General features: G+C 53.0%; 23 protein-coding genes. 12 read left to right on the plus strand and 11 right to left on the minus strand.

Going from position 1 to position 20,920, the window contains the following annotated elements; translation table 11 throughout:
• Nucleotides 1–91 precede the first annotated feature (91 nt).
• The 7 genes from ccmE to BLP45_RS02570 form a co-directional block, all read right to left on the minus strand.
• Complete coding sequence (gene ccmE, locus BLP45_RS02540; RefSeq protein WP_090369508.1) at nt 92–541, minus strand: cytochrome c maturation protein CcmE; 450 nt, start codon at nt 539–541, stop codon at nt 92–94.
• Nucleotides 525–827, minus strand: a complete 303-nt coding sequence (ccmD, locus tag BLP45_RS02545; RefSeq protein ID WP_371128726.1) for a heme exporter protein CcmD — start codon at nt 825–827, stop codon at nt 525–527. Before ccmD ends, ccmE begins: the two co-directional genes overlap by 17 nt.
• Nucleotides 719–1,459, minus strand: coding sequence for a heme ABC transporter permease CcmC (ccmC, locus tag BLP45_RS02550; RefSeq protein WP_090369510.1), 741 nt, complete (start codon nt 1,457–1,459; stop codon nt 719–721). The genes ccmD and ccmC overlap by 109 nt, the downstream gene beginning before the upstream one ends.
• A 109-nt stretch (nt 1,460–1,568) precedes the next feature.
• On the minus strand, nt 1,569–2,228 hold the full coding sequence (ccmB, locus tag BLP45_RS02555; RefSeq protein WP_090369513.1) for a heme exporter protein CcmB: 660 nt from the start codon (nt 2,226–2,228) through the stop codon (nt 1,569–1,571).
• A gap of 1 nt (nt 2,229) precedes the next feature.
• Nucleotides 2,230–2,844, minus strand: coding sequence for a cytochrome c biogenesis heme-transporting ATPase CcmA (ccmA, locus tag BLP45_RS02560; protein ID WP_090369515.1), 615 nt, complete (start codon nt 2,842–2,844; stop codon nt 2,230–2,232).
• A 199-nt stretch (nt 2,845–3,043) separates the two neighbouring features.
• Nucleotides 3,044–3,523: a VOC family protein gene (locus BLP45_RS02565; protein WP_090369517.1), complete on the minus strand. Its 480-nt coding sequence runs from the start codon at nt 3,521–3,523 to the stop codon at nt 3,044–3,046.
• Between the two features lie 85 nt (nt 3,524–3,608).
• Nucleotides 3,609–4,568: a DUF5996 family protein gene (locus BLP45_RS02570; protein ID WP_256327641.1), complete on the minus strand. Its 960-nt coding sequence runs from the start codon at nt 4,566–4,568 to the stop codon at nt 3,609–3,611.
• Nucleotides 4,569–4,771: 203 nt separating this feature from the next.
• Between BLP45_RS02570 and tadA the strand changes: the two genes are divergently transcribed.
• The 5 genes from tadA (at nt 4,772) to ftsB (ending at nt 9,763) form a co-directional block, all read left to right on the plus strand.
• On the plus strand, nt 4,772–5,248 hold the full coding sequence (tadA, locus tag BLP45_RS02575) for a tRNA adenosine(34) deaminase TadA (protein ID WP_090369519.1): 477 nt from the start codon (nt 4,772–4,774) through the stop codon (nt 5,246–5,248).
• A complete protein-coding gene (locus tag BLP45_RS02580; protein WP_090369521.1) occupies nt 5,248–5,727 on the plus strand; it encodes a L,D-transpeptidase in 480 nt (159 codons plus the stop codon). Before tadA ends, BLP45_RS02580 begins: the two co-directional genes overlap by 1 nt.
• A gap of 230 nt (nt 5,728–5,957) precedes the next feature.
• Nucleotides 5,958–7,637 (plus strand): CTP synthase, encoded by a 1,680-nt coding sequence (locus tag BLP45_RS02585; RefSeq protein WP_090369523.1) that lies wholly within the window; start codon nt 5,958–5,960, stop codon nt 7,635–7,637.
• 326 nt (nt 7,638–7,963) lie between these two features.
• Nucleotides 7,964–9,247 carry a phosphopyruvate hydratase gene (gene eno / locus BLP45_RS02590; RefSeq protein ID WP_090369525.1) on the plus strand — a complete coding sequence of 428 codons (1,284 nt, stop codon included), beginning with the start codon at nt 7,964–7,966 and terminating at the stop codon, nt 9,245–9,247.
• A 180-nt stretch (nt 9,248–9,427) separates the two neighbouring features.
• Nucleotides 9,428–9,763, plus strand: a complete 336-nt coding sequence (gene ftsB, locus BLP45_RS02595) for a cell division protein FtsB (protein WP_090370005.1) — start codon at nt 9,428–9,430, stop codon at nt 9,761–9,763.
• Nucleotides 9,764–9,774: 11 nt separating this feature from the next.
• On the opposite strand, the gene BLP45_RS02600 is transcribed toward ftsB, so the two are convergent.
• Nucleotides 9,775–10,260: an MgtC/SapB family protein gene (locus BLP45_RS02600; RefSeq protein ID WP_090369527.1), complete on the minus strand. Its 486-nt coding sequence runs from the start codon at nt 10,258–10,260 to the stop codon at nt 9,775–9,777.
• Nucleotides 10,261–10,649: 389 nt separating this feature from the next.
• Here BLP45_RS02600 and BLP45_RS02605 point away from each other — a divergent pair, with 389 nt between their 5' ends.
• On the plus strand, nt 10,650–11,036 hold the full coding sequence (locus BLP45_RS02605) for a LapA family protein (protein WP_090369529.1): 387 nt from the start codon (nt 10,650–10,652) through the stop codon (nt 11,034–11,036).
• Nucleotides 11,037–11,166: 130 nt separating this feature from the next.
• Here the strand turns inward: BLP45_RS02605 and BLP45_RS02610 are convergent, their stop codons facing one another.
• A complete protein-coding gene (locus tag BLP45_RS02610) occupies nt 11,167–11,718 on the minus strand; it encodes a YaeQ family protein (RefSeq protein WP_090369531.1) in 552 nt (183 codons plus the stop codon).
• 443 nt (nt 11,719–12,161) lie between these two features.
• Between BLP45_RS02610 and nikR the strand changes: the two genes are divergently transcribed.
• Nucleotides 12,162–12,623: a nickel-responsive transcriptional regulator NikR gene (gene nikR / locus BLP45_RS02615; RefSeq protein ID WP_090369533.1), complete on the plus strand. Its 462-nt coding sequence runs from the start codon at nt 12,162–12,164 to the stop codon at nt 12,621–12,623.
• A gap of 63 nt (nt 12,624–12,686) precedes the next feature.
• Here nikR and BLP45_RS02620 read toward each other — a convergent pair whose 3' ends face one another.
• Together BLP45_RS02620 and BLP45_RS02625 are read right to left on the minus strand one after the other, a co-directional pair.
• The gene (locus tag BLP45_RS02620) at nt 12,687–13,322 is read right to left on the minus strand and encodes a response regulator (protein WP_090369535.1); all 636 of its coding nucleotides are present in this window, start codon (nt 13,320–13,322) and stop codon (nt 12,687–12,689) included.
• 93 nt (nt 13,323–13,415) lie between these two features.
• A complete protein-coding gene (locus tag BLP45_RS02625) occupies nt 13,416–15,389 on the minus strand; it encodes an ATP-binding protein (RefSeq protein ID WP_090369537.1) in 1,974 nt (657 codons plus the stop codon).
• Between the two features lie 412 nt (nt 15,390–15,801).
• Here BLP45_RS02625 and BLP45_RS02630 point away from each other — a divergent pair, with 412 nt between their 5' ends.
• The 5 genes from BLP45_RS02630 (at nt 15,802) to ureC (ending at nt 20,916) form a co-directional block, all read left to right on the plus strand.
• Complete coding sequence (locus tag BLP45_RS02630; protein ID WP_256327642.1) at nt 15,802–17,172, plus strand: hypothetical protein; 1,371 nt, start codon at nt 15,802–15,804, stop codon at nt 17,170–17,172.
• Nucleotides 17,173–17,574: 402 nt separating this feature from the next.
• Nucleotides 17,575–18,411: an urease accessory protein UreD gene (locus BLP45_RS02635; RefSeq protein ID WP_256327643.1), complete on the plus strand. Its 837-nt coding sequence runs from the start codon at nt 17,575–17,577 to the stop codon at nt 18,409–18,411.
• Nucleotides 18,412–18,526: 115 nt separating this feature from the next.
• Nucleotides 18,527–18,829 carry an urease subunit gamma gene (gene ureA / locus BLP45_RS02640; protein WP_090369541.1) on the plus strand — a complete coding sequence of 101 codons (303 nt, stop codon included), beginning with the start codon at nt 18,527–18,529 and terminating at the stop codon, nt 18,827–18,829.
• 16 nt (nt 18,830–18,845) lie between these two features.
• Nucleotides 18,846–19,169, plus strand: coding sequence for an urease subunit beta (locus BLP45_RS02645; RefSeq protein WP_090369543.1), 324 nt, complete (start codon nt 18,846–18,848; stop codon nt 19,167–19,169).
• A gap of 40 nt (nt 19,170–19,209) precedes the next feature.
• Nucleotides 19,210–20,916 (plus strand): urease subunit alpha, encoded by a 1,707-nt coding sequence (gene ureC / locus BLP45_RS02650; protein WP_090369545.1) that lies wholly within the window; start codon nt 19,210–19,212, stop codon nt 20,914–20,916.
• Nucleotides 20,917–20,920 lie beyond the last annotated feature (4 nt).

Consider the following 20,920-nt stretch of genomic DNA (forward strand, 5'->3'; position numbering starts at 1 on the left):
ATTTAAGGGGCTAGGGTTATGGATTAAAATATGGCCGGGAAGCCACAGTTGAGTTTAGAGGAGGTTTTCCTGACTCCGCCAAGGCTCTGCGCTATTGTACCAATACTGTTTGCCGCGCCTTATCCGCTTGTTCCAGAGCGCTTGCCGCTTCCGGAGGCATGTAATTTTCATCGTGCTTGGCAAGCACCTCGTCTGCGCGGAAAATGCCATCATTCGCCAGTTTTCCCTGGGCCACCACGCCCTTGCCCTCCTTGAACAGGTCGGGAAGAATGCCTGTATATACCACAGGGATAACTTTTGCGGTATCGGTTACAACAAAATTCACCGTCACGCCATCACTCTGTCGCTTGACGCTGCCTTCTTCCACCAGGCCGCCGATACGGAAGCTCTTGCCTACGGGAGCTTCATTGGCTGCAACCTGGCTGGGGCTGAAGAAAAATACCAGATTGCTCTGGAATGCATTCAACACCAGTATGGAAGCAACGCCTAACGCAGTCACGCTCGAAGCGATGATCGCCAGTTTTTTATGACGTGGTTTCATTTCCCTTCTCTTGTTTAGTTGACTGATGAATCAGACTTAAATGTCTGAGCAAAGTTCGCTTTCGGTTAAAAACGAGAATAATCTCTCCGGCTACGCAGATAAACGCCACCAGGTAGGACCCCCAAACGTAAAATCCGTATCCGCCCATGTCAAGAAAGTCGGCCAAACCGGCCCAGTTCACGGCGTTGCCCCCTGCAGCTCTCCTACCCACGCCGTATGGCGTTCGCGTTCCAGAATAATGGCCCGCGTCCGTATCAACACCACGGCGATGGCATACATCCAGCATGCAAGCGACATAATCAGCATACCGGTCAGCATGGTCGTGGCCATCTTGGGCGATTGCGTAAGGCTGACGGAAGCTCCCTGATGCAGGGTATTCCACCATTTTACCGAGAAATAGATGATCGGTATGTTCACCACGCCCACCAGGGCGATCATTGCGCCGGCTTTGTCGGCCCGGCGGGGGTCATCTATTGCCGCCTGCAGCGACATGAAGCCGATATAGAGGAACAGCAGGATCAGTTCGGAGGTGAGGCGCGCATCCCATACCCACCACGTACCCCACATGGGTTTGCCCCACAGCGCGCCGGTCCATAAGGCAAGAAACGTGAACATTGCTCCTGTCGGCGCAATGGCCGTGGCTATCATGGAAGAAAGGCGCGTATTGAATGCAAGGCCAATGCCGGACCACATCGCCATTACCACGTAAAGGAACATGGACATCCAGGCAGCTGGAACATGGATAAAAATAATGCGGTAGGCTTCACCCTGCTGAAAATCGGTGGGTGCTACAAAGAATCCGATATAAAGCCCCACCGCACACAATACAATTGCGGCAATGGAAAACAGCGGGATCATTTTACCGGCAAGAAAATAAAAGCTTGCCGGGGAAGAATATTTGAACCAGTTAATGGCCATGTTAAAAAATAATGAATCCTGTATCTCGGGTTTTACACTGTAAGTGAGTAACTCCCGATTTTAAACTAAAAACCTTAAATTCAGAATCGCTTTCTTTATTCCGCAGAAATCACTCCATCGAAATTCGTAACGATATTGCCGTCGTCCAGGGTGCCAGCACCAGCGATGCGAGCAGAAAAGCGCCCAGCAGCGACATATGCGCGCCAGCGCCCAAACCGGCTGCGCTAGCTTCTACCGCACCCGCGCCAAAAATCAATACCGGGATATACAACGGCAGAACCAGCAACGAAACCAGTACTCCGCCGCCCCGCAATCCCAGCGTGAGCGCTGCACCGATGGCGCCAATCAGGCTTAAAACAGGTGTACCCAGCAGCAACGAGATGGTCAGCACCAGCAATGCATCGACCGGCAAGTCATACTGGATGCCCAGCACGGGGGCCATCAGCACCAGCGGCACGCCTGTTACCAGCCAGTGAGCCAGCGCCTTGCCCAATACCAGCAGGGGTAGCGACTGAGGCGAGAGAAGCATCTGTTCCAGCGTGCCATCCAGATGGTCGCTGGCAAACATGCGGCCGAGCGACAACATCGCAGCCAGCAGTGCGGCCACCCACACCACGCCCGGCGCCATGGTTCGCAGCATGTTCATCTCCGGTCCCACGCCGAGGGGGAAAAGGCTCACCACGATGATGAAAAAAAACAGCGTCGTCAAGACATCTGCCCGCCGTCGCATCGCGAGCAGGAGGTCGCGCCGGATTATCCAGAAAAACATATCAGGCGAGTTGCAACCGCTGGGTTGCGATGGCGGTTATCTCGATCTCCTGATGGGTTGTCATCACTATCATGCCGCCATGTTCCAGGTGCCGTTCCATCAAGCCTTGTACCAGCTTCACGGCGGCGGTGTCCAGAGCCGTCAATGGTTCATCCAATATCCATAATACGGTACCGCATACCAATAGGCGCGCCAATGTCACTCTACGCCGCTGCCCTTGCGACAATACCTTGGCCGGCAATAGCTCGCGTCCTCCCAACCCCATGTGCTGCAAGGCCTCATGCGCCTTGTTTTCGTCAATTTCAATACCTCCCAGCGCACTGGAAATACGCAGGTTCTCGATCGCGGTCAAATCGTCCTTCACGCCACCTAAATGGCCGAGATAAGTCATTACGGCGTAATAGTCCCCGCCAAGCGAACGAATTTCAGCACCGTTCCAAAGAATTTCTCCATGAGCGGGCGCTGCCAACCCGCACAGCATCCGCAGAAGACTGGTTTTACCACTGCCATTGGGGCCCTGAACCTGCATCAATCCGCCTGCTTCAAGGGAAAAATTAACGTCACGGAATAATCTGCGGTCGCCGCGCACGCATTCAAGATTGCATCCTTGCAGCATGGGTATTTGTCGAGGCCGAAAAGACCGGCATTATAGCGTATTGAGGCGGTAAGGCGGGACGTCATGCTTGGCAACAGCATCCAGCCATGGAGGTGAAGAGAGGAAGTTATCGCTATTTCGCGCCGCTTCACGAGCAAATCCAACGCCCGATCAGCAGGCTGCTTGCTCGTTGCAGCTGTTTGGCGAGGAGCCGAAAGCGCTAGGTGTCGGCGCCGCCCTGCTTAAACATCGCCTCGGCACGCTGCTTGATTTCATCCGGCGAAAGATCTTCCTTGTGCGTAGCGAGGAACCAGATATGTCCGAAAGGATCTTCCAGTGTGCCTGTCCGGTCACCGTAAAACTGATCCTGCACCGGCCTGACAGCCTTTGCACCCGCTTCAATGGCCTGGGCAAACAGGGCGTCAACGTTCTCCACATACACATGCATGCCAACTGATGAACCGCCCGATGATTGGGGGTTACGGAATGTACCTTCCGTGCCGCAATCATCGGTCAGCATAATGCGGGAATCGCCGATTTTAATTTCGGCGTGTCCGATCCTGTCGCCAGGGGTAATCATCTTGAATAGTTCCGTCGCGCCAAACGCCCGCTTATAGAATTCAATGGCTTCGGCCGCTCCCTTGATCATCAGGTATGGCGTGACGACGTGATAACCGTCTGGTACGGATTTAATTGTCATATTTGTGCTCCTTTCGTAATGACTTTGTCGAACTGCCAGTTTGGAATCGGATGACATTCCTGCGCTTCATTTCTCGCCGAGCCAATCAGATGGGCTGTGGCACTGTCACACCTGGGATTTTTTGTTCCAGTGCGGGTCTGTCCCAAGTCGCCAGTGTAGCGGCAGCCTCATAAGTAGACTGGAGAAACTGGAGCAGCGTGTGCGGCGGATTATCGGCTATTCGTACGGCTTCGTAGGGAAGGATGAACTCACCCAAGCCGGCGTGGAAATACGCAGCCTCTGGCTGAACCGGGTATTTATCGAAACCCGTAGGACTGGGATAAGCATAGGAATAGAAGGCCGCCTCGCCCAAACCCGCCCCCGGCCAGAAACCGGCACTCGATACCTCATGCGAATACGCTTCTTCCATTATCCGCGGAGCGACATTAGGAGCCCCGCCGGGATGCTTCGGCGCGGTTCGTCCCGAAAACCGGGTGACGGCCAGATCAAACGCCCCCCAGAAGAAGTGCACTGGGCTTACCTTGCCGATAAAATGGGCGCGAAACTCCTTGAAGACACGATCAGCCTGTACGAGCGCGTGCCAAAAACGGAAAGCCGCATCAGCATCGTAGCTTGCATGCTGATCGTCTTTTTCGAATGGTATTGCCACTTCCACCTCAACCGGCCGGGCGAAAATCCTGATTTCGATGCCGAGCTCGCGGAGTGCTTGCATAATCTTGCGGTAGAACCCCGAAACCGGCATGGGCTCCAGAGCGAATGAACAGCTAGTGCCACGCGAGGTGGTGATATTAAGCGTGTGGGCGATAAAATCAAAGTCGATGGCAAACGTAAGCATCCCGTAGGGAATAGGGGAAGTAGTGAGGCCGCGCGTGGTCACGTAGAGCGTAGAACCCCAACTGTGATTGATGTCCGGGGAAAGCGTCAACCGGATTTTCCCGACCACTTGTGCCCACATATGGAGTGTGTCGCAGGTTTGCTGCCACTCTTCCAGTGGCGGCAGTCTGGGCCATTCATTCTGTTCGTAAGTGGTATATCCGGTTATCACGGCTGTTTCCCATGACTGAATTAAGGACAACAATTACATCTCTTATGCGCTTCGCACGAATTACCGCTAGGTGGTATAAAGCACCTTCTACTGTTTTTCTTAGACTACATTATTCTAAATAGCAAGAAACACGATACCTTTATCCTGTTACATGGATTGTAATTTGAGCGCTTATTTTCTTGTCGCTGCCATATAAAGCCGCTATGAACAGCGGAGATATTGACTTCATGCGTTCGGCGCTTGAACTCGCGGAGCAGGCGCAAGCAGCAGGCGAGGTGCCGGTTGGCGCCGTAGTGGTAAAGAATGGAGCGATCATCGGACGGGGTTACAATTGCCCCATCTCGGCGGCAGATCCCACCGCCCATGCGGAAGTCATGGCATTGCGGGATGCGGCACAGCATCTGCGTAATTACCGGCTGGCGGACTGCACGCTTTATGTCACGCTGGAGCCGTGCGCGATGTGCGTCGGAGCAATTTTTCATGCGCGTGTCGCGCGGCTGGTTTTCGGTGCGCCGGACCCAAAAACCGGCGCGTGCGGGAGCGTGATCGATCTGCCGCAGGAGATTCGGCTTAATCACCACATGCAGGTGACCGGAAACGTTCTGGCGGAAGAAGGGAGCAGAAGATTGAAGCAGTTTTTTGCGGAACGCCGCAAGATCGATAACGGAGCAGGGCGCTGATGCGGGCCGTAATTAATATTCCTTCTCAAAAGCTGGATTTGTATGATGATAACGAGAATGTCATCAGACAGTACCGTATTTCCTCGGCCAAAAATGGAGTAGGGCAGGTGAACGGCAGCTTCTGCACGCCCTTGGGGAGGCACATCATTCGCGCCAAAATCGGCGCCGGCCAGCCAGCCAACACGGTATTCGTGAGGCGCCGGCCCACAGGTGAAATTTACACGCCGGAGCTGGGCGCAAGCTTTCCGGGCCGTGACTGGATTCTCACGCGTATTCTATGGCTCTCCGGCTGTGAGCCGGGCTTTAACCGGCTTGGTGCGGTAGATACCATGCGCCGGTATATCTATATCCATGGCAGCCCGGATAGCGTGGAAATGGGTAAACTAGGTTCCATCGGCTGCATCCGCATGCGTAACGATGATTTGCTGGAATTGTTCGACCTGGTGAGCGCCGGAACAGAGGTTGATATTCACAACTGACCTCGCAGCCCACCCTGTTTTGAGGAAGGGATTTTTTTCGTGATTTCGGGCGCCCCCGAGTAACGAATCCTTGTTGTACTCTTTGTAATAAAGGGCGAGTATAAGGATGAATTTAGGAGGCAGCGAACGTCGCCAGGATGTTTCTGGAAAAACCGCATTGTTTCCGGAAAACCGCATTCCTATTCCGGTCAATTTGTTCGGACAGGCCTTTTCGCGTATCATAAGCAGCCATGACAAAGTATGTATTTGTGACTGGTGGCGTAGTATCTTCTCTGGGGAAGGGCATCGCCGGCGCTTCCCTTGCGGCAATCCTCGAGACTCGGGGCATCAAGGTTACCCTGCTGAAGCTAGATCCCTATATCAACGTTGATCCCGGCACTATGAGCCCTTTCCAGCATGGCGAAGTGTTTGTCACCGAGGACGGAGCGGAGACCGATCTCGACCTGGGGCATTATGAGCGCTTCATCAGCGGCAGGATGAGCAGGCGCAACAATTTCACCACCGGACAGATTTACGAGAGCGTGATCAAAAAGGAACGGCGCGGCGACTATCTGGGTGGTACGGTGCAGGTCATTCCGCATATCACCGACGAAATCAAGCTGCATATCAAGGCCGGGGCCGGGGACGCACAGTTGGCAATCGTCGAGATCGGCGGAACGGTTGGGGACATTGAGTCGCTGCCGTTCCTGGAAGCCATTCGGCAGATGGCGGTGCAACTTCCGCGGGAGGATACCTGTTTCATCCACCTCACGTTGCTGCCGTACATCGCATCCGCCGGCGAGCTGAAGACCAAACCCACCCAGCATTCGGTAAAGGAATTGCGCGAGATCGGCATCCAGCCGGATGTGGTGCTGTGCCGCGCAGACCGTGAATTACCGGCGGACGAGCGCCGGAAAATTGCGTTGTTCACCAATGTGCGGGAAGAGGCGGTGATCCTGGCGGTGGATGTGGACAGCATTTACAAAATTCCCGCGTTGCTGCATGAGCAGATGCTGGATGAAATCGTTTGCCACAAGCTGAATCTTCTTGCCAAACCGGCGGATCTGAGCGCGTGGAAGAATCTTGTGTATGCATTGGAACACCCTGAGCGCACGATAGAAATCGCGCTGGTGGGAAAATATGTGGATCTGACGGAATCCTATAAATCTCTGTCGGAAGCGTTGATCCATGCCGGAATTCATACCCGCAGCAGAATCAAAATCCATTACACGGATTCGGAAAATATTGAGAAACGGGGAACTGATTGCCTTGCCGCGATGGATGCGATACTCGTTCCTGGCGGATTCGGTAAGCGCGGGGTGGAAGGCAAGATCATGGCTATCCGCTATGCACGCGAGAATCGTCTACCTTATCTCGGCATCTGCCTTGGCATGCAGCTCGCGGTGATTGAATACGCCCGCGACAAGGCTGGCATGGAAGGCGCGCACAGCACCGAATTTAATCCTGATACACCCTATCCCGTAATTGCCTTGACCACGGAATGGCGTACGCGCGAAGGTCAGCTGGAAGTCCGGAATACCCAGTCGGATCTCGGCGGCAGCATGCGCCTCGGAGGGCAGGAATGCTTGCTGAAAGATGTCTCGCTTGTCCGGAAAATCTATGGGGCGGAAAAAATTATCGAGCGGCATCGCCATCGTTATGAAGTCAACAATGAATATATTCCCCGGCTGGAACAAGCGGGACTACGCGTGAGCGCAGTTTCAGCTGGGGAAGCTTTATGTGAGATGGTCGAGTTGCCTGAAGCCGAGCATCCTTGGTTTGTTGCATGCCAGTTTCATCCCGAATTTACCTCCACGCCCAAAACGGGGCATCCGCTGTTCACCGCGTTTATCGAAGCATCCATCGATTTTGCGGCAAAGCGTCTTGCATCCGAAGCGGTCGCCACGGGCAAGCTGCAAAATATCGCCTGAGCGCCGAACCGTTTTCGCTAAACAGTTTCTTAACAAAATTTATAAATTTGCCTATGAATCATTCCCGGTTTAGCACTTATGCAGGGCGGGTAAGGCATGGCATAATCCGCCACCACCACACGGCGCTGCCGATCGACCGCATGCCACGTTTCGCGATTACGCTGGAGTCGATCCTATGCCTCAAGATTTGAGCCGGAAGTGGTGAAGCAAGCGACAGTAGCCGGTGAGGTGTGAAATAGGCGCGCCGATTGGTTGCGCCTCACTCCCACTCACCTTACTGAGAATTGATAAGAAGATTGACAAATAATGATTCAGGGAAAAATAGTATGAGTGCAATTGTAGATGTTATCGCCCGTGAAATTCTTGATTCGCGTGGCAACCCGACCGTGGAAGCGGATGTATTGCTCGAATCCGGAGTGCTGGGGCGGGCGGCGGTGCCTTCCGGCGCATCCGTTGGCACCAGGGAGGTGGTCGAATTACGCGATGGAGACGCGCAACGCTATTCCGGAAAGGGCGTATTGAAAGCGGTGGAGAACGTCAATACCGAGATTGCGGAGGCCATCATGGGGCTTGACGCGATGGAGCAGAGTTTTATTGATCGGACTTTGATTGATCTCGACGGCAGCGATAACAAATCAAGGCTTGGGGCCAATGCAATTCTCGCGGTGTCGCTGGCGGTGGCAAAAGCCGCGGCGGAGGAATCCGGACTACCGTTATATCGCTATCTGGGCGGCGCGGCGCCAATGTCGATGCCGGTGCCCATGATGAACGTCATTAATGGCGGGGCGCATGCCAATAACAAGATTGACATGCAGGAATTCGTGATTATCCCACTGGGGGCGCAGAGCTTTCGTGAAGCCCTGCGCTACGGTGCCGAAATCTTTCATACCTTAAAAGACCTGCTGGATGGCCGGGGCATGCATACCGCCGTGGGTGACGAGGGTGGATTTGCCCCCAGCCTGCCTAATAATGAAGCGGCACTCCAATTGATCGTGCAGGCGATCGAGCAGGCGGGTTACTTGCCGGGCCCGGATGTCGCTATTGGGCTGGATTGTGCGAGCTCGGAATTCTTTCGTGACGGCAAATACCACTTGGCGTCGGATGGTTTGAGCCTGAGTTCCGCACAATTTGCTGATTATCTCGCCACCTGGGTAGATAAGTATCCGATCATCAGCATTGAGGACGGGATGAGCGAACACGACTGGGATGGCTGGAAACTGCTCACCAGCAAGCTCGGAAAATCGGTGCAACTGGTCGGTGACGATATCTTCGCGACCAATGCCAGCATCTTGAAAGAAGGCATTGCGCAAGGTATCGCCAATTCCATATTGATCAAGGTCAATCAAATCGGTACGCTTACCGAAACCTTTTTCGCCATCGAAACCGCGAAGCGTGCCGGCTATACCGCGGTAATTTCGCATCGATCAGGTGAAACGGAAGATACCACCATCGCTGATATTGCCGTGGCGACCAATGCGTTGCAAATCAAGGCTGGTTCGCTATCCCGCTCTGATCGCCTGGCCAAGTACAATCAGCTGCTGCGCATCGAGGAGGATCTGGGTGATGCCGCAAGCTACCCCGGACGAGGCGCCTACTATCAGTTGAGATAGTGGCGTTCGATAGATTTTCACTGTTCCGCGCCCAACCGTTTGTCAACTGATCCGCCAACTCCTTGCAATGAGCGGAATGGCGGAAGGGTTTGAGGAGCCGAGCTGCGACGAAAGCGGAAGGGCAGGTGGCCAGGCAAGCAGAGATTGCTCGTGTGAATAGTGATCGATAGAGATATCCACGTGAAAGTGCTGAGTCTTATACTCGCTGCCTTGATTGCCCTGCTGCAGTATCCGCTATGGCTGGGCAAGGGGAGTTGGCTCAAGGTATGGGAATTCGATCAGCAAGTCATGACGCAACACGAAATCAACCAGAAGTTGAAAGTTCGCAACGCGACGCTCGACGCGGAGGTGCGCGATCTCAAACAGGGCTCCGATGCCATTGAAGAGCGTGCCCGTAGCGAGCTGGGTATGATCAAGCAGGATGAGCTATTTTTTCATGTGCTGGAAGAAAACGAAAAAAATGCCTCTCAAGCAAGCAGATCGGAGGGGGCGGCCCCTGAAGGACCAAAACAGTAAAAATATCTCGGTTAAGTGCGATCTGATCCACCGGAAAATTTGGGCATTAGATAAAATATAATCAAGGCCAGGACAGTGCTCAGTACGGCGGAAGCTTCTCGCCCAAGCCCGGCAGCGATACCTATCGCCGCAGTCAACCATAAACCTGCCGCTGTCGTGAGCCCTTTGATCGTTTCTTCGTTAGTGCTTTTAAGAATCGTTCCTGCCCCGAGAAACCCCACGCCGACAACCACGCCCTGGATTATGCGCGTCAGGTCCGCATCCGATATCCCCGCTTGTTGAGGAATGAGCACGAAGAGCGCGGCGCCGAGCGCAACGAGCATGTGTGTTCGCATTCCAGCCGCCTTGCCTCTTTGCTCCCGCTCGAATCCCAGCATACCACCGAGCGTTGCTGCCATCAGCAAACGCAAGGTAATACGGGTAACTTCCGTAATATTTGGTAGGTCGGAGAATTCTGATATTACCGTATCGACAACTTGTTGCCACCATCCATCCATGATTCCTCCTCATCGAAGTTTTTTAACAAGATGCGAAACCCGCAATGATCGAAGGTTTTCCAGTTTAATCGCCTGAGGAGTATGTCATAGCTGGAAGCGCTGCCATATTCTTGCTATTCTCACTTCACGAGAGGTTCTGCAATCAGTAGGCGTCATACCCTGGAAGTTTTTTTCTGTTTTCTAAAGACCGGATCGCTTCCTATAATTGCTTGTCGATGAGGATGCACACCCTCGCACAGGATATCGTAAATTGGCACTTGGCGCTCCTGGAGAAAATTTGAAGATAGGATGAATATATTTCAGCGAGTGCTCTTTCCCCATCTGACATCATTTGAGCCGGTTGGCGTGGGAATCTTGCAAATGATGGCAATCAACTAGCGGAACCGATCATGCACCTGCTTTTAATAGTTGGTATCGCCCTCGCCATCGGCGTTGTGGGATTTGCCCTGCAGAATAATGTGCCGGTGACGGTAGCCTTAGCCTTTTGGAGTTTTGATGGCTCTCTAGCCCTGGTGCTGCTGCTCGCAATGGGTCTTGGGGTGCTCATTGCGGGACTCCTATCATCGCCGAGCATGATAAAGAGCCGGTGGACAAGTTCGCGCCTTCGTCTTCAAGTTTCGCGCCTGGAACAGGACAAGATAGCGTTGGAGCAGCGAATCGCTGAATTGGAAGCCGAACTTGACAAGCTTGCTCCGAGACCGGTTCCGAAGGAGCCAGAACGCTATCTCGGATTAAAGTCGCTATTTATAGGCGAGCCCGGAAAACCCAAAGAATGATTCAGAATTCCGATGCAGGACGGCGGAGATCAATAGACCGGAATTCAGGATAAACGAGGCAGGGCGCGGGGCGGTATGATTATTCCACCGATGTAGCGATGCAGGTGGCATGCCGGCTCCCTCGCCACTTTCAAGCCGGTGGAAGGCTTTTCAGAGTTATCAGTTCAACCAGTGCCGATTCATTCCCATCGGACAGCCAAATCTGCCGCTCCTGAATAGTGCAATTCAAACGCATATTACGCTGCGTTTGCCTGGCAATGGCCGAGCTGGCTTCCGGCGGCAGATTGTATACGGTCAGATTTTTAGTTCCTTCGAGCTTGCCGCGACACTGATTCCACCACATATCGACGGTGCGACCGCCATAAGTATAGAGATATACCTGCCGGGCGCGGCCGCAAGCCCTGCGGATCAGTTTCTCATCCGGGAGACCCACGTCTATCCAAAGATCGATAGCGCCGGTTAAATCCTTTTGCCAGAGATCGGGTTCGTCAGATGTGCTCAATCCGTTTCCGAATAACAATGCTTCGTCGGCGTGCAGTGCGAAGGCCAATAATCGCACCATCATACGTTCATCAGTTTCCGACGGGTGGCGGGCGAGAGTAAGCGCGTGATCATGATAATAATTGCGATCCAAATCCGCGATCTTTAGCTCGGCTTTGAAAATGGTTGCTCCAAGAGCCATATTTGGTACATGTCGTTGTAGGGGTGTCGGAACTATCTGCTGGTGTTTTACCAGCAGAACCGCTGAGTCGTGGCGGTGCAGCATTGTACGCTCGGCATGCTTGTCAGTGACTCAATTCACCCTGATCGGCCAACGGATTCTTCGTCATGCTTAAACAGCTCGTCAAGAATCCTTGTAGGGGATTCCTGACAAGCTGTTCATTTATTCTTACACCATGTTTCAACGTTCCCTGACAGACACTCCTGTATCTGCATGGTAGTTTTAACCGGATTGCAAGTCATACAACAATGATCTAAAAGGGGAGCCGCTCAGTTCGGTTACATTTGGTCAGGAATTTTTAGATCCTGGCGCAGCCTCTTAAAAATAAATAACAAATGCGCGAATCGGATCTTGATCAATAAAAGAAATGATTACGCCAACGAATAAATCTGGGAGCAGGTAAAATGGAACGCCTCACCATATCGCTGAATGATCAACTCGCCGAGCAATTTGATGCTGTAATGCATAAGCGCGGTTATTTCAATCGTTCGGAAGCCATGCGGGACCTGATACGGGATCTGTTGGATACCGTCCGTTCAGAAGAGCACGTCGAAGGCCGTTGTATTGCCACACTCAGCTATATATACAGTCATCACGAAAGTGAATTGGCCAGGTTGCTGGCCGCGGTGCAACACGATCATCATGACCTTACGCTATCCACCATGCATGTCCATGTGGACCATGATAGTTGTCTGGAAGTAATCATCCTAAGCGGGACTATCAAGAACGTAAAGAATTTTGCCAATCATATTATTGCTACACGCGGAGTAAGGCATGGCAAGCTGCATCTTTTGCCAGTCGATCCTGTACAAGAGCTGTTTTCTCCTGATCCTCTACTGCAGGTTCGCAGCACCGCTCTTGCATGATTAATAAAATGGGCAATTGGCCAAGGCGTGAGAGGTAACCAATATTGGAGTAGCGTCAACCGGCTATTCCAGCAACTTATGCTCGGTTACATAGCGGACTAATTGCGCATTGTTCCGCATATTCATTTTTTCCAGAACGCGAGCACGGTAAGTACTCACGGTTTTAGCACTTAATGTCAGTTTTTGCGCAATTTCCGTTAGAGATATCCCGACGGCGATAAGCTTGAGGACATTGAGCTCCCGATCGGAAAGCGTGGAATGCGGCAATATTGCCGACGTTGGGCCGAGGTCGAACAGCAGTTTCTCCGCCAGTTTCGGATCGATGTATTTTCCTCCGTTTGCCAAGCGCCGGATAACAGATATCAGCAGATCGGTCGGACTGTTCTTGGTAAGATAGGCGGACGCGCCTGCGCGTATTGTCCTGACAGCATATTCATCCTCATGATACGTACTCAACATCAGCACCTGATACGTTGCATCATCGGTCATTATCCGTTTTAGCACTTCCAGTCCATTCATACCCGGCATGCTGACATCCAGCAATGCCACATCCCATCCACCTTGGCGCATTTTTTCCAGGGCTTCAAGTCCGTCTGTCGCTTCACCGACAACTACGATGTCCGCTGTTTCGGCAAGGATCCGTTTTAGCCCGTCCCGGAAAAGCCTGTGATCATCAGCGAGAAATACTTTGACTATCATATTACTTCACCATTAGTCGATTGAGATCGGTTGATACTGGAGGATTTGATCGATTGCTGATACCGGAGCAACAGGCAAGCAGGCCAAAAGTGATCATGAAATCTCTTCCTTTTGTTTCATTGGCAGATGCACGCTAATGACAGTACCTTGCTGTCGCCCGCTGGTAATATCAATATTACCTCCCAGTACGGCTGCCCGTTCGCGCATTCCAAGCAGGCCAAATGACTTTTTCTTTGCGGCGCCCGTCGTATCAAATCCCTTGCCGTTGTCGCGCACCTCGACAATGAAATCATCCGCGCTCTGGGACAGGGTGATTTCGACACAGCTTGCTTCAGCGTGCCGTGTCACATTGGTCAGGGATTCCTGCACAATACGGAATATTGCCACAGTCTGATCTTCGTCCAGGTCAATCGGAGCCTCCACCGGCTGAAATATGCAGCTTACGCCGCTATGTTTCCTGAATTCATCAGTCAGTTTTTTAATGGCCGATACGATTCCCAATCCCAGTGAAGCCGGACGCAGATGTTCTGCAACATTGCGCACACTCTGATCTGCGTTGTCCACCAGCTCCGACATGTTACGCCGGATGATCTCCACTCTTTCGCTTCTATTATTTCCTCCACTCTTCAGCAACGAGATTTCCAGGCGCAATGCCGCCAGAAGCTGACCCAGCTCATCGTGGATCTCGCGGGCAATATACTTACGGTCTTCTTCCCGCATCCGCTCCACATGCGCCGCAAATTCCCGTATTGCCGCATCCCGCACCCGAAGCTCCCGCTCCACCAGGATACGTGCCTCGGCCTGCTTGTGTTCCAGCCACTTGCCGAGATCGTCCCCGATGACGTCAATCAGGTTCTGTTCCTCTGGCAGCAAGAAAGGCTGGTCCTCACTGTAAAATACCTCCATCCAGCCTTGAGGCTTGCCGTAGACCAGGACTTGCTTTCGCAATACGCGGGTATGGTTCTCATCATATTGATCGGAAATAAACTGCTTGCCGTCGAGTTCGATTCTGATGCTGGTGGTATGCGGGAATTGCATCGCCGCGCTCAGGTGCACAAAGATAGTCCGGCAAACTTCCTCCAGCGACCCTGATTCCATGCCGCGCCGGATCGCATAGAAACAGTTGATTTCCTTTAATCGCTCGCGCAGGAACTCCTCGACCTGTTTGAGTTTGGTGATTTCATGTTCAATGGCTTCCGCCATGGTATTGAAGTCGGCGCCGAGCTCAGCGATTTCATTGTGCGTGGAGATGTCGCAGCGGGTGGCATAGCTGCCCTGGGCGATGCTGCTTGCCTGGCGGCTGAGATCATCGAGCGGACGCAGGATATTACGGCGCATGTAGAAAGTAGCGATAGCCACGACGAGCAGAGCGCTGCACAGCACTGCCAGTATCAGCAGGATTTGCTGCTGGAATTCGGACTGCAGATTGCTCAGCGTGGTTTGCGTGCGGTTATCCAGCTCCCGCATGAATTGGCTGATCGGCGCCATGATTCTGGCTTTCTCAGCCTTATAGCGCTCGCCAAACAACAGCTCGATAGCGAAATCGCGGTCTGCTGGACGAGATACGGTGAAATTTCCGTATCCATCGTCATATAACCCTTTTATGGCGGCGAAAGCCTGTTTTTCCAGATTAACCAGGTTGTCGGAATTCTTCTGCGATTGTTGCAGCAGGTCAAGTTCCCGTTCACTGAAACCTTCACGGCGCATCAAATCCATCAAGGAGACTGTATTACCTAGCGCGCTCGGAACAGCCGGTTTGTTTACGCCCCAATAGGTAATCGGGTAATCCTGGGGACGCGGCCGTTTCCCGTTACGGATGTCGAGGATCTCGAAAAAGAAGCGCTCGTAGATCGAGTCACCAGTCATTACGTAGCTGCGCGCCATCTTGGTGAGGTCTTCGGAACTCTGGAACAACTCATTTGCAAGCTGCAGAGACCGGTGCTTTTGGCGCTCGGCTTCGGTGATATGGTCCAGGGTGCCCAGCACCTGGGAAGAAAGCAGTATCAGCAGGCTGAGTACCAGTACGATGAAGATAAGACAAAAATTGGTGAAAAGACCGATCCTCATGTTTTCCCTTTACTCCCTTACCCTTTAGCTTGTTAAATCAGAGCCGCTTGTCTTGCTTGTAACCTTATCTTCTCATTCAGATTTAGATTTTGCTCATATCGTCACTGGGTTGTTTACCAATGTATAACAACCCCGCAGCTTTATTATCTATTGATTCAGTACCGGAGTAAAAATGTATCAAATGGCGCCTAAAAAGTGTATCAATTGAGTGAATAACAAAGACGGGCGGAGTCTCCGGTACTGCACTTCTGATTGTCTATTTCTTCGTAGCCTCCTGCGATGCGTAACAACTATAAAGAAAGTCGTCTTACACAAAATTTGTGATTTGTGGGTATCTTCTAATGACTAGTAGTTAAAAGCCCGGCATGATTATCAAGTCGGCTACTAACCATAAAAAGGAAATTTTTCAGGGATGAAGAATTTTGAGAAGAGGGCACAAAAAGGGGTCAGTCAAGCAGCAACATTGGCTGAGAGCGCTTCACCGGACAATGGGATCTGGAAACAAAGAGCAAATTTCTTTGCGCAAGTCGCGCTGCTGGTGGCATTAGCGGCGGTTTTCCTGTTTTCGCCGCCCGAGGTCCGGGCCATGGCGGGCGATAAAATCGAGGCCGCACCCCCGGCTAAAACCGAGAGCAAACCTAAATGGGCGATTGATGATACCAAATGGATGACTCTCGGCGTAGGTTTCCGTGGCTCGGGCATATGGACGGAAAATCGCGCAACAGACAGTTTCAGGAATGATTTCAGTATCGACAACGCGCGTGTCTATCTCAATGGGCAGGTCCATAAATATGTCAAATTCGAAATCAACACTGAATGTTTTTTCTGTAATAACACCAGTGGGACGGATAATCCCAAGATGTCCTACAACATTCTGGACGCGATAGGGAAGGTCGAGATTAACCGGTATTTCAATGTCTGGGGCGGGCGCATGCTAGTCCCCACGGAGCGGGGCGAATTGAGCGGTCCTTTCTTCCAGGCTACGCACGATGCCTTCAAGACACCGTTTTTTCCGCAGGATTTCAGCATCAAATTTGGCAGCGGCGGCGCGGGGCGCTACGGCCGTGACGACGGCGGCACGTTCTGGGGCAGCCTTGAGCCAGGTTTCATCAAAGGCACGCTCGGCTACGCCATGGGCGTGTACAGAGGGCTCCAGTCGTCCAACAGCCTGGGGCCTAACCAGGGCGATAGCGTGCAGGTGGCCGGACGTGTCACCTATAACTTCCTGAACCCCGAAAAGAATCCTGGCTATTACACCAGCAGCACCTACTTTGGCAAAGCCGGAGATATTCTGGCGCTCGCGTTCGGCACATCTTATCAAAAGAACGGTGCTGGCTCATTCGACCATCGAAGTGATTTCCTGGGTCTTGTCGGCGACGTCCTGTTTGAAAAGGTTATGCCCAAAAATATGGGCGTATTTACCTTCAATGGAGAATACAAGCAGTTCTACGCCAATTATTCCCCTGTTGCTTTTGCCGATCCGGGCTGTTTTTGCGTATTCGATGGAAAATCATGGACGGCTACAGGGCTTTACCTGATACCAGTCAAGGTAGGGATCGGGCAATTCCAGCCTTACGGAAGATTTACCAGCGTTCAACCTAATCACAGCAGCAAGCGCGAGGAGATCGAGGGCGGCGTGAACTACATCATCGACGGATTCAATGCGCGCATTTCGGCGTACTACCAGCACGGCGATCTGGTCACCAAGGGCATGAACTATGCGCCGGGCGTCATGGGCGAGAAGGCCGATGTCTTCAAATTATCGTTCCAGTTGCAAATGTAAGGTCTGCATGCGTGTGATTCATAACGTGGAATAGGGCATAGGGTGAACTGTTGGAGCCGGGAGAGGTACGGAATTCATATAACTTCATGGCGTAACGAGTTCTACTCTTCGATTATCAGGGCACTTGCATAAGAAAAGATTATAGGTGTCCATGTTTTTCAATGGTTGAGAATCTGAGTGCGGTCCTCTGCTATTTGCAGCATGCAACATTGCGTAGTAACGTACTCAACAAATGGAGGTGAGTGCTGCCGGTCTGCGGAAGCATCACACATGAAATAGTGAATAACAAACAAAGAAATGTACCCAACCATTCATACGGAAGATCCTGTAATTAGACGAGACGCTGCAGCTTCGGTCCATCGCCTGTACCCCGCCCAGCATTCATCAAATTCGGTGGTTAGCTTGCCTTATACGCCATTGCAGGCACGGTTGTCTCTCGGTTTCGCGGACGATGGCGGCGTTACACGGTTGGTGGACCGGAGCCATTTTGGTCCGCTGCTGGTGCAAAAGCCGCTTTATCCCGAAGGGCGGAAGGTTTGCCAGGTAGTCGTCATTCATCCGCCGGGCGGTGTGGTGGGAGGTGATCAGCTGGAGATTGCCGCCAAGGTTGGCACGTCGGCAAACGCGCAAATCACCACGCCCGGCGCAGCCAAGTGGTACAAGGCTAACGGTCATGTCTCGCGCCAGAATATCAGGCTCGAGGTAAATGCCGGGGGATCGCTTGAGTGGGTGCCGCAGGAAAGCATCTTTTTCGATAACACCGATTTGCAGCTTGAGCATCGCGTCATGCTGGAAAAAAATGCAAGCTATATTGGTTGCGAGATTCTTTGTTTTGGTCGCACCGCTTCTGGCGAGGCGTTCACCGGCGGCCGCATCAGGCAACGCACCCGCATTTACCGCGAGGATAAACTGATCTGGTTCGAACAGCTTCGGCTGGCCGGAGGCGGCGCAGCGATGAAAAGTCCACTGGTACTCGCCGGCAGCACTGTCTGCGCAACGTTGATCGCGGTAGGAAAGGCCGTGCCCGCCGTCGTGCTGGAGACCGCGCGCGAGGGAATGGGCGATATCGCAAACGGGATCGGCCAAGTGGGTATTTCGCAGCTAAAACCGGTAATAACCGCACGCTACCTGGGGGATTCGAGCGAGACGGCACGGCGGATAATGTTGCATGTCTGGGGACTGCTTCGTCCGGCAATGCTAGACCGCGAGGCAATGGTGCCGCGCATGTGGAATACATAGCGCCCCTTCCCTGAGGGGTACTATTTTTAGTCTTCGAATAGAGATAAGCATCAGATTTGCCGCAGGCGAGTGTTGAAGAAGCGAAACAGTTATTAATTTTATTGAGGAGGAAACAATGGACCTTACACCAAGAGAGAAAGACAAGCTGCAGATATTCACCGCCGGATTGGTGGCGGAACGGCGCAAGGCGCGCGGCCTGCAGCTCAACTATCCGGAAGCGGTTGCGCTGATCACCTGTGCAATGATGGAAAGCGCGCGCGACGGGCATACCGTCGCCGAACTGATGGCGGAAGGCACCCGCATACTGACCCGCGCCGATGTCATGGAAGGGGTGCCGGAAATGATACCCGATATTCAGATCGAGGCGACCTTCCCGGACGGCACCAAACTGGTGACCGTTCACAATCCAATTCCGTAAAAATCAGGAGATTACGATGGCTAGAGTACCGCTAATTCCAGGAGAAATATTTGTGCGCCCTGGGGATATCGAGCTGAATGTCGGCAGGGAAACCAAAACTTTGAAGGTTTCCAATGGTGGCGACCGGCCAATACAGATTGGCTCCCACTTTCATTTTTACGAAGTCAATTCCGCGATGAATTTCGACCGCGAAGCGGCCTACGGCATGCGCCTGAATATTATGGCAGGCACGGCTGTACGCTTCGAACCCGGCCAGGAACGCACGGTAGAGCTGGTCGAACTCGCCGGAGAACGGACAGTGTACGGATTTAACCAGAAAGTGATGGGCAAGCTGAAATAACAGCGACCGCCAAGCCAATAACCCTAAAGAGGAGCAGAAAATGACTTTTAAAATTTCCCGTCAGACTTACGTCGAAATGATGGGACCCACTACCGGCGATCGTGTCCGGCTGGCAGACACGGAACTTTTTATTGAAATCGAAAAAGATTTCACCACCTATGGTGAAGAAGTGAAATTCGGTGGTGGCAAGGTGATTCGCGACGGTATGGGCCAATCCCAGCGTAACCATGCGGACGTAATGGATACCGTCATCACGAATGCTGTCATTATTGACCACTGGGGCATCGTCAAGGCGGACGTTGGTTTGAAAGACGGCAAGATTGCCGGGATCGGCAAGGCGGGAAACCCTGATATTCAGCCGAATGTCACGATGGCGATCGGTGCGGCCACCGAAATTATCGCCGGCGAAGGATCGATTCTCACCGCGGGCGGTATTGACAGCCACATTCACTTCATCTGCCCTCAGCAGGAGGAAGACGCCATGATGAACGGCATCACCACCATGCTGGGCGGCGGCACCGGTCCTGCGGTGGGCACGGCCGCCACCACCTGTACGCCCGGTCCCTGGCACATTCAGTCCATGCTGAGAGCATCGGATGGAATGGTGATGAACACCGGTTTCTTCGGGAAAGGCAATGTCAGTTTGCCGACCCCGAACGAAGAGCAGATTCTGGCTGGGGCATGCGGCCTGAAGCTGCATGAAGACTGGGGCACCACCTATGCGGCCATCGACAATTGCCTGAACGTTGCGGACAAGTATGATATACAGGTGGCAATTCATACCGACACCATCAATGAGGGCGGGTATGTGCAAAATACCATTGCCGCGATGAAGGATCGGACCATCCATACATTCCACACCGAAGGCGCGGGCGGCGGCCATGCGCCGGACATCATGACGGTTGTGGGCCTGGAAAACGTCCTGCCTTCCTCCACCAACCCCACCCGTCCCTATACCGTCAACACGCTGGATGAACACCTCGATATGCTGATGGTATGCCATCACCTGCATGCGAACATCGCCGAGGATCTTGCTTTTGCCGAATCGCGCATTCGCAAGGAAACGATCGCCGCCGAGGACATCCTGCATGACATGGGCGCCATCTCGATGATGTCATCGGATTCGCAGGCAATGGGACGCATCGGCGAAGTCGTCATGCGCACCTGGCAAACCGCGCACAAGATGAAGATACAGCGCGGCGCACTGCAGGAAGACACCTCCAGGAGCGATAACTTCCGCGTGAAGCGCTATGTTGCCAAGTACACCATCAATCCGGCCATTACGCATGGTGTTTCACACGCGATCGGTTCGGTGGAGGTAGGCAAGTATGCCGATCTCGTCCTATGGCGGCCCGCGTTCTTCGGCGTCAAGCCATCCATGATCCTGAAAGGCGGAATGATAACGGCAGCCCTGATGGGCGATCCCAACGCATCGATTCCGACGCCGCAGCCGGTGCACTACCGGTACATGTTCGGCGCATACGGCAGCGCTCTCAAAACCTCCTGCTTCACCTTCACCTCGCAAGCGGCGCTTGATGCAGGCTTGGTGGAACAACTGAAACTGGATAAGAACCTGATCGCGGTCAAGGACACGCGCAATCTGCGCAAGAAGGACATGATTCATAACGGCGCGACGCCCAAAATGGAAATTGATCCGGAAACCTATGAGGTTCGGGCAGACGGACAATTGTTGACATGCGGCGCTGAGGATGTCTTGCCGATGGCGCAGCGCTACTTTCTGTTCTGAGATC

This window comes from Nitrosospira sp. Nl5, from assembly GCF_900102495.1.
Classification (GTDB): Bacteria; Pseudomonadota; Gammaproteobacteria; order Burkholderiales; family Nitrosomonadaceae; genus Nitrosospira.

Excerpts from the sequence above, each read along its gene's own strand:
- BLP45_RS02610 (WP_090369531.1), bottom strand. The coding sequence starts at position 11,718 with ATGGCTCTTGGAGCAACCATTTTCAAAGCCGAGCTAAAGATCGCGGAT.
- ureC (WP_090369545.1), top strand. The coding sequence starts at position 19,210 with ATGACTTTTAAAATTTCCCGTCAGACTTACGTCGAAATGATGGGACCC.
- BLP45_RS02580 (WP_090369521.1), top strand. The coding sequence starts at position 5,248 with ATGCGGGCCGTAATTAATATTCCTTCTCAAAAGCTGGATTTGTATGAT.
- ccmA (WP_090369515.1), bottom strand. The coding sequence starts at position 2,844 with ATGCTGCAAGGATGCAATCTTGAATGCGTGCGCGGCGACCGCAGATTA.
- nikR (WP_090369533.1), top strand. The coding sequence starts at position 12,162 with ATGGAACGCCTCACCATATCGCTGAATGATCAACTCGCCGAGCAATTT.
- eno (WP_090369525.1), top strand. The coding sequence starts at position 7,964 with ATGAGTGCAATTGTAGATGTTATCGCCCGTGAAATTCTTGATTCGCGT.
- BLP45_RS02600 (WP_090369527.1), bottom strand. The coding sequence starts at position 10,260 with ATGGATGGATGGTGGCAACAAGTTGTCGATACGGTAATATCAGAATTC.
- tadA (WP_090369519.1), top strand. The coding sequence starts at position 4,772 with ATGAACAGCGGAGATATTGACTTCATGCGTTCGGCGCTTGAACTCGCG.
- ccmC (WP_090369510.1), bottom strand. The coding sequence starts at position 1,459 with ATGGCCATTAACTGGTTCAAATATTCTTCCCCGGCAAGCTTTTATTTT.
- BLP45_RS02585 (WP_090369523.1), top strand. The coding sequence starts at position 5,958 with ATGACAAAGTATGTATTTGTGACTGGTGGCGTAGTATCTTCTCTGGGG.
- ureA (WP_090369541.1), top strand. The coding sequence starts at position 18,527 with ATGGACCTTACACCAAGAGAGAAAGACAAGCTGCAGATATTCACCGCC.
- BLP45_RS02630 (WP_256327642.1), top strand. The coding sequence starts at position 15,802 with ATGAAGAATTTTGAGAAGAGGGCACAAAAAGGGGTCAGTCAAGCAGCA.
- BLP45_RS02565 (WP_090369517.1), bottom strand. The coding sequence starts at position 3,523 with ATGACAATTAAATCCGTACCAGACGGTTATCACGTCGTCACGCCATAC.
- BLP45_RS02625 (WP_090369537.1), bottom strand. The coding sequence starts at position 15,389 with ATGAGGATCGGTCTTTTCACCAATTTTTGTCTTATCTTCATCGTACTG.
- BLP45_RS02645 (WP_090369543.1), top strand. The coding sequence starts at position 18,846 with ATGGCTAGAGTACCGCTAATTCCAGGAGAAATATTTGTGCGCCCTGGG.
- ccmE (WP_090369508.1), bottom strand. The coding sequence starts at position 541 with ATGAAACCACGTCATAAAAAACTGGCGATCATCGCTTCGAGCGTGACT.
- ccmD (WP_371128726.1), bottom strand. The coding sequence starts at position 827 with ATGCTGGATGTATGCCATCGCCGTGGTGTTGATACGGACGCGGGCCAT.
- BLP45_RS02620 (WP_090369535.1), bottom strand. The coding sequence starts at position 13,322 with ATGATAGTCAAAGTATTTCTCGCTGATGATCACAGGCTTTTCCGGGAC.
- ccmB (WP_090369513.1), bottom strand. The coding sequence starts at position 2,228 with ATGTTTTTCTGGATAATCCGGCGCGACCTCCTGCTCGCGATGCGACGG.
- BLP45_RS02605 (WP_090369529.1), top strand. The coding sequence starts at position 10,650 with ATGCACCTGCTTTTAATAGTTGGTATCGCCCTCGCCATCGGCGTTGTG.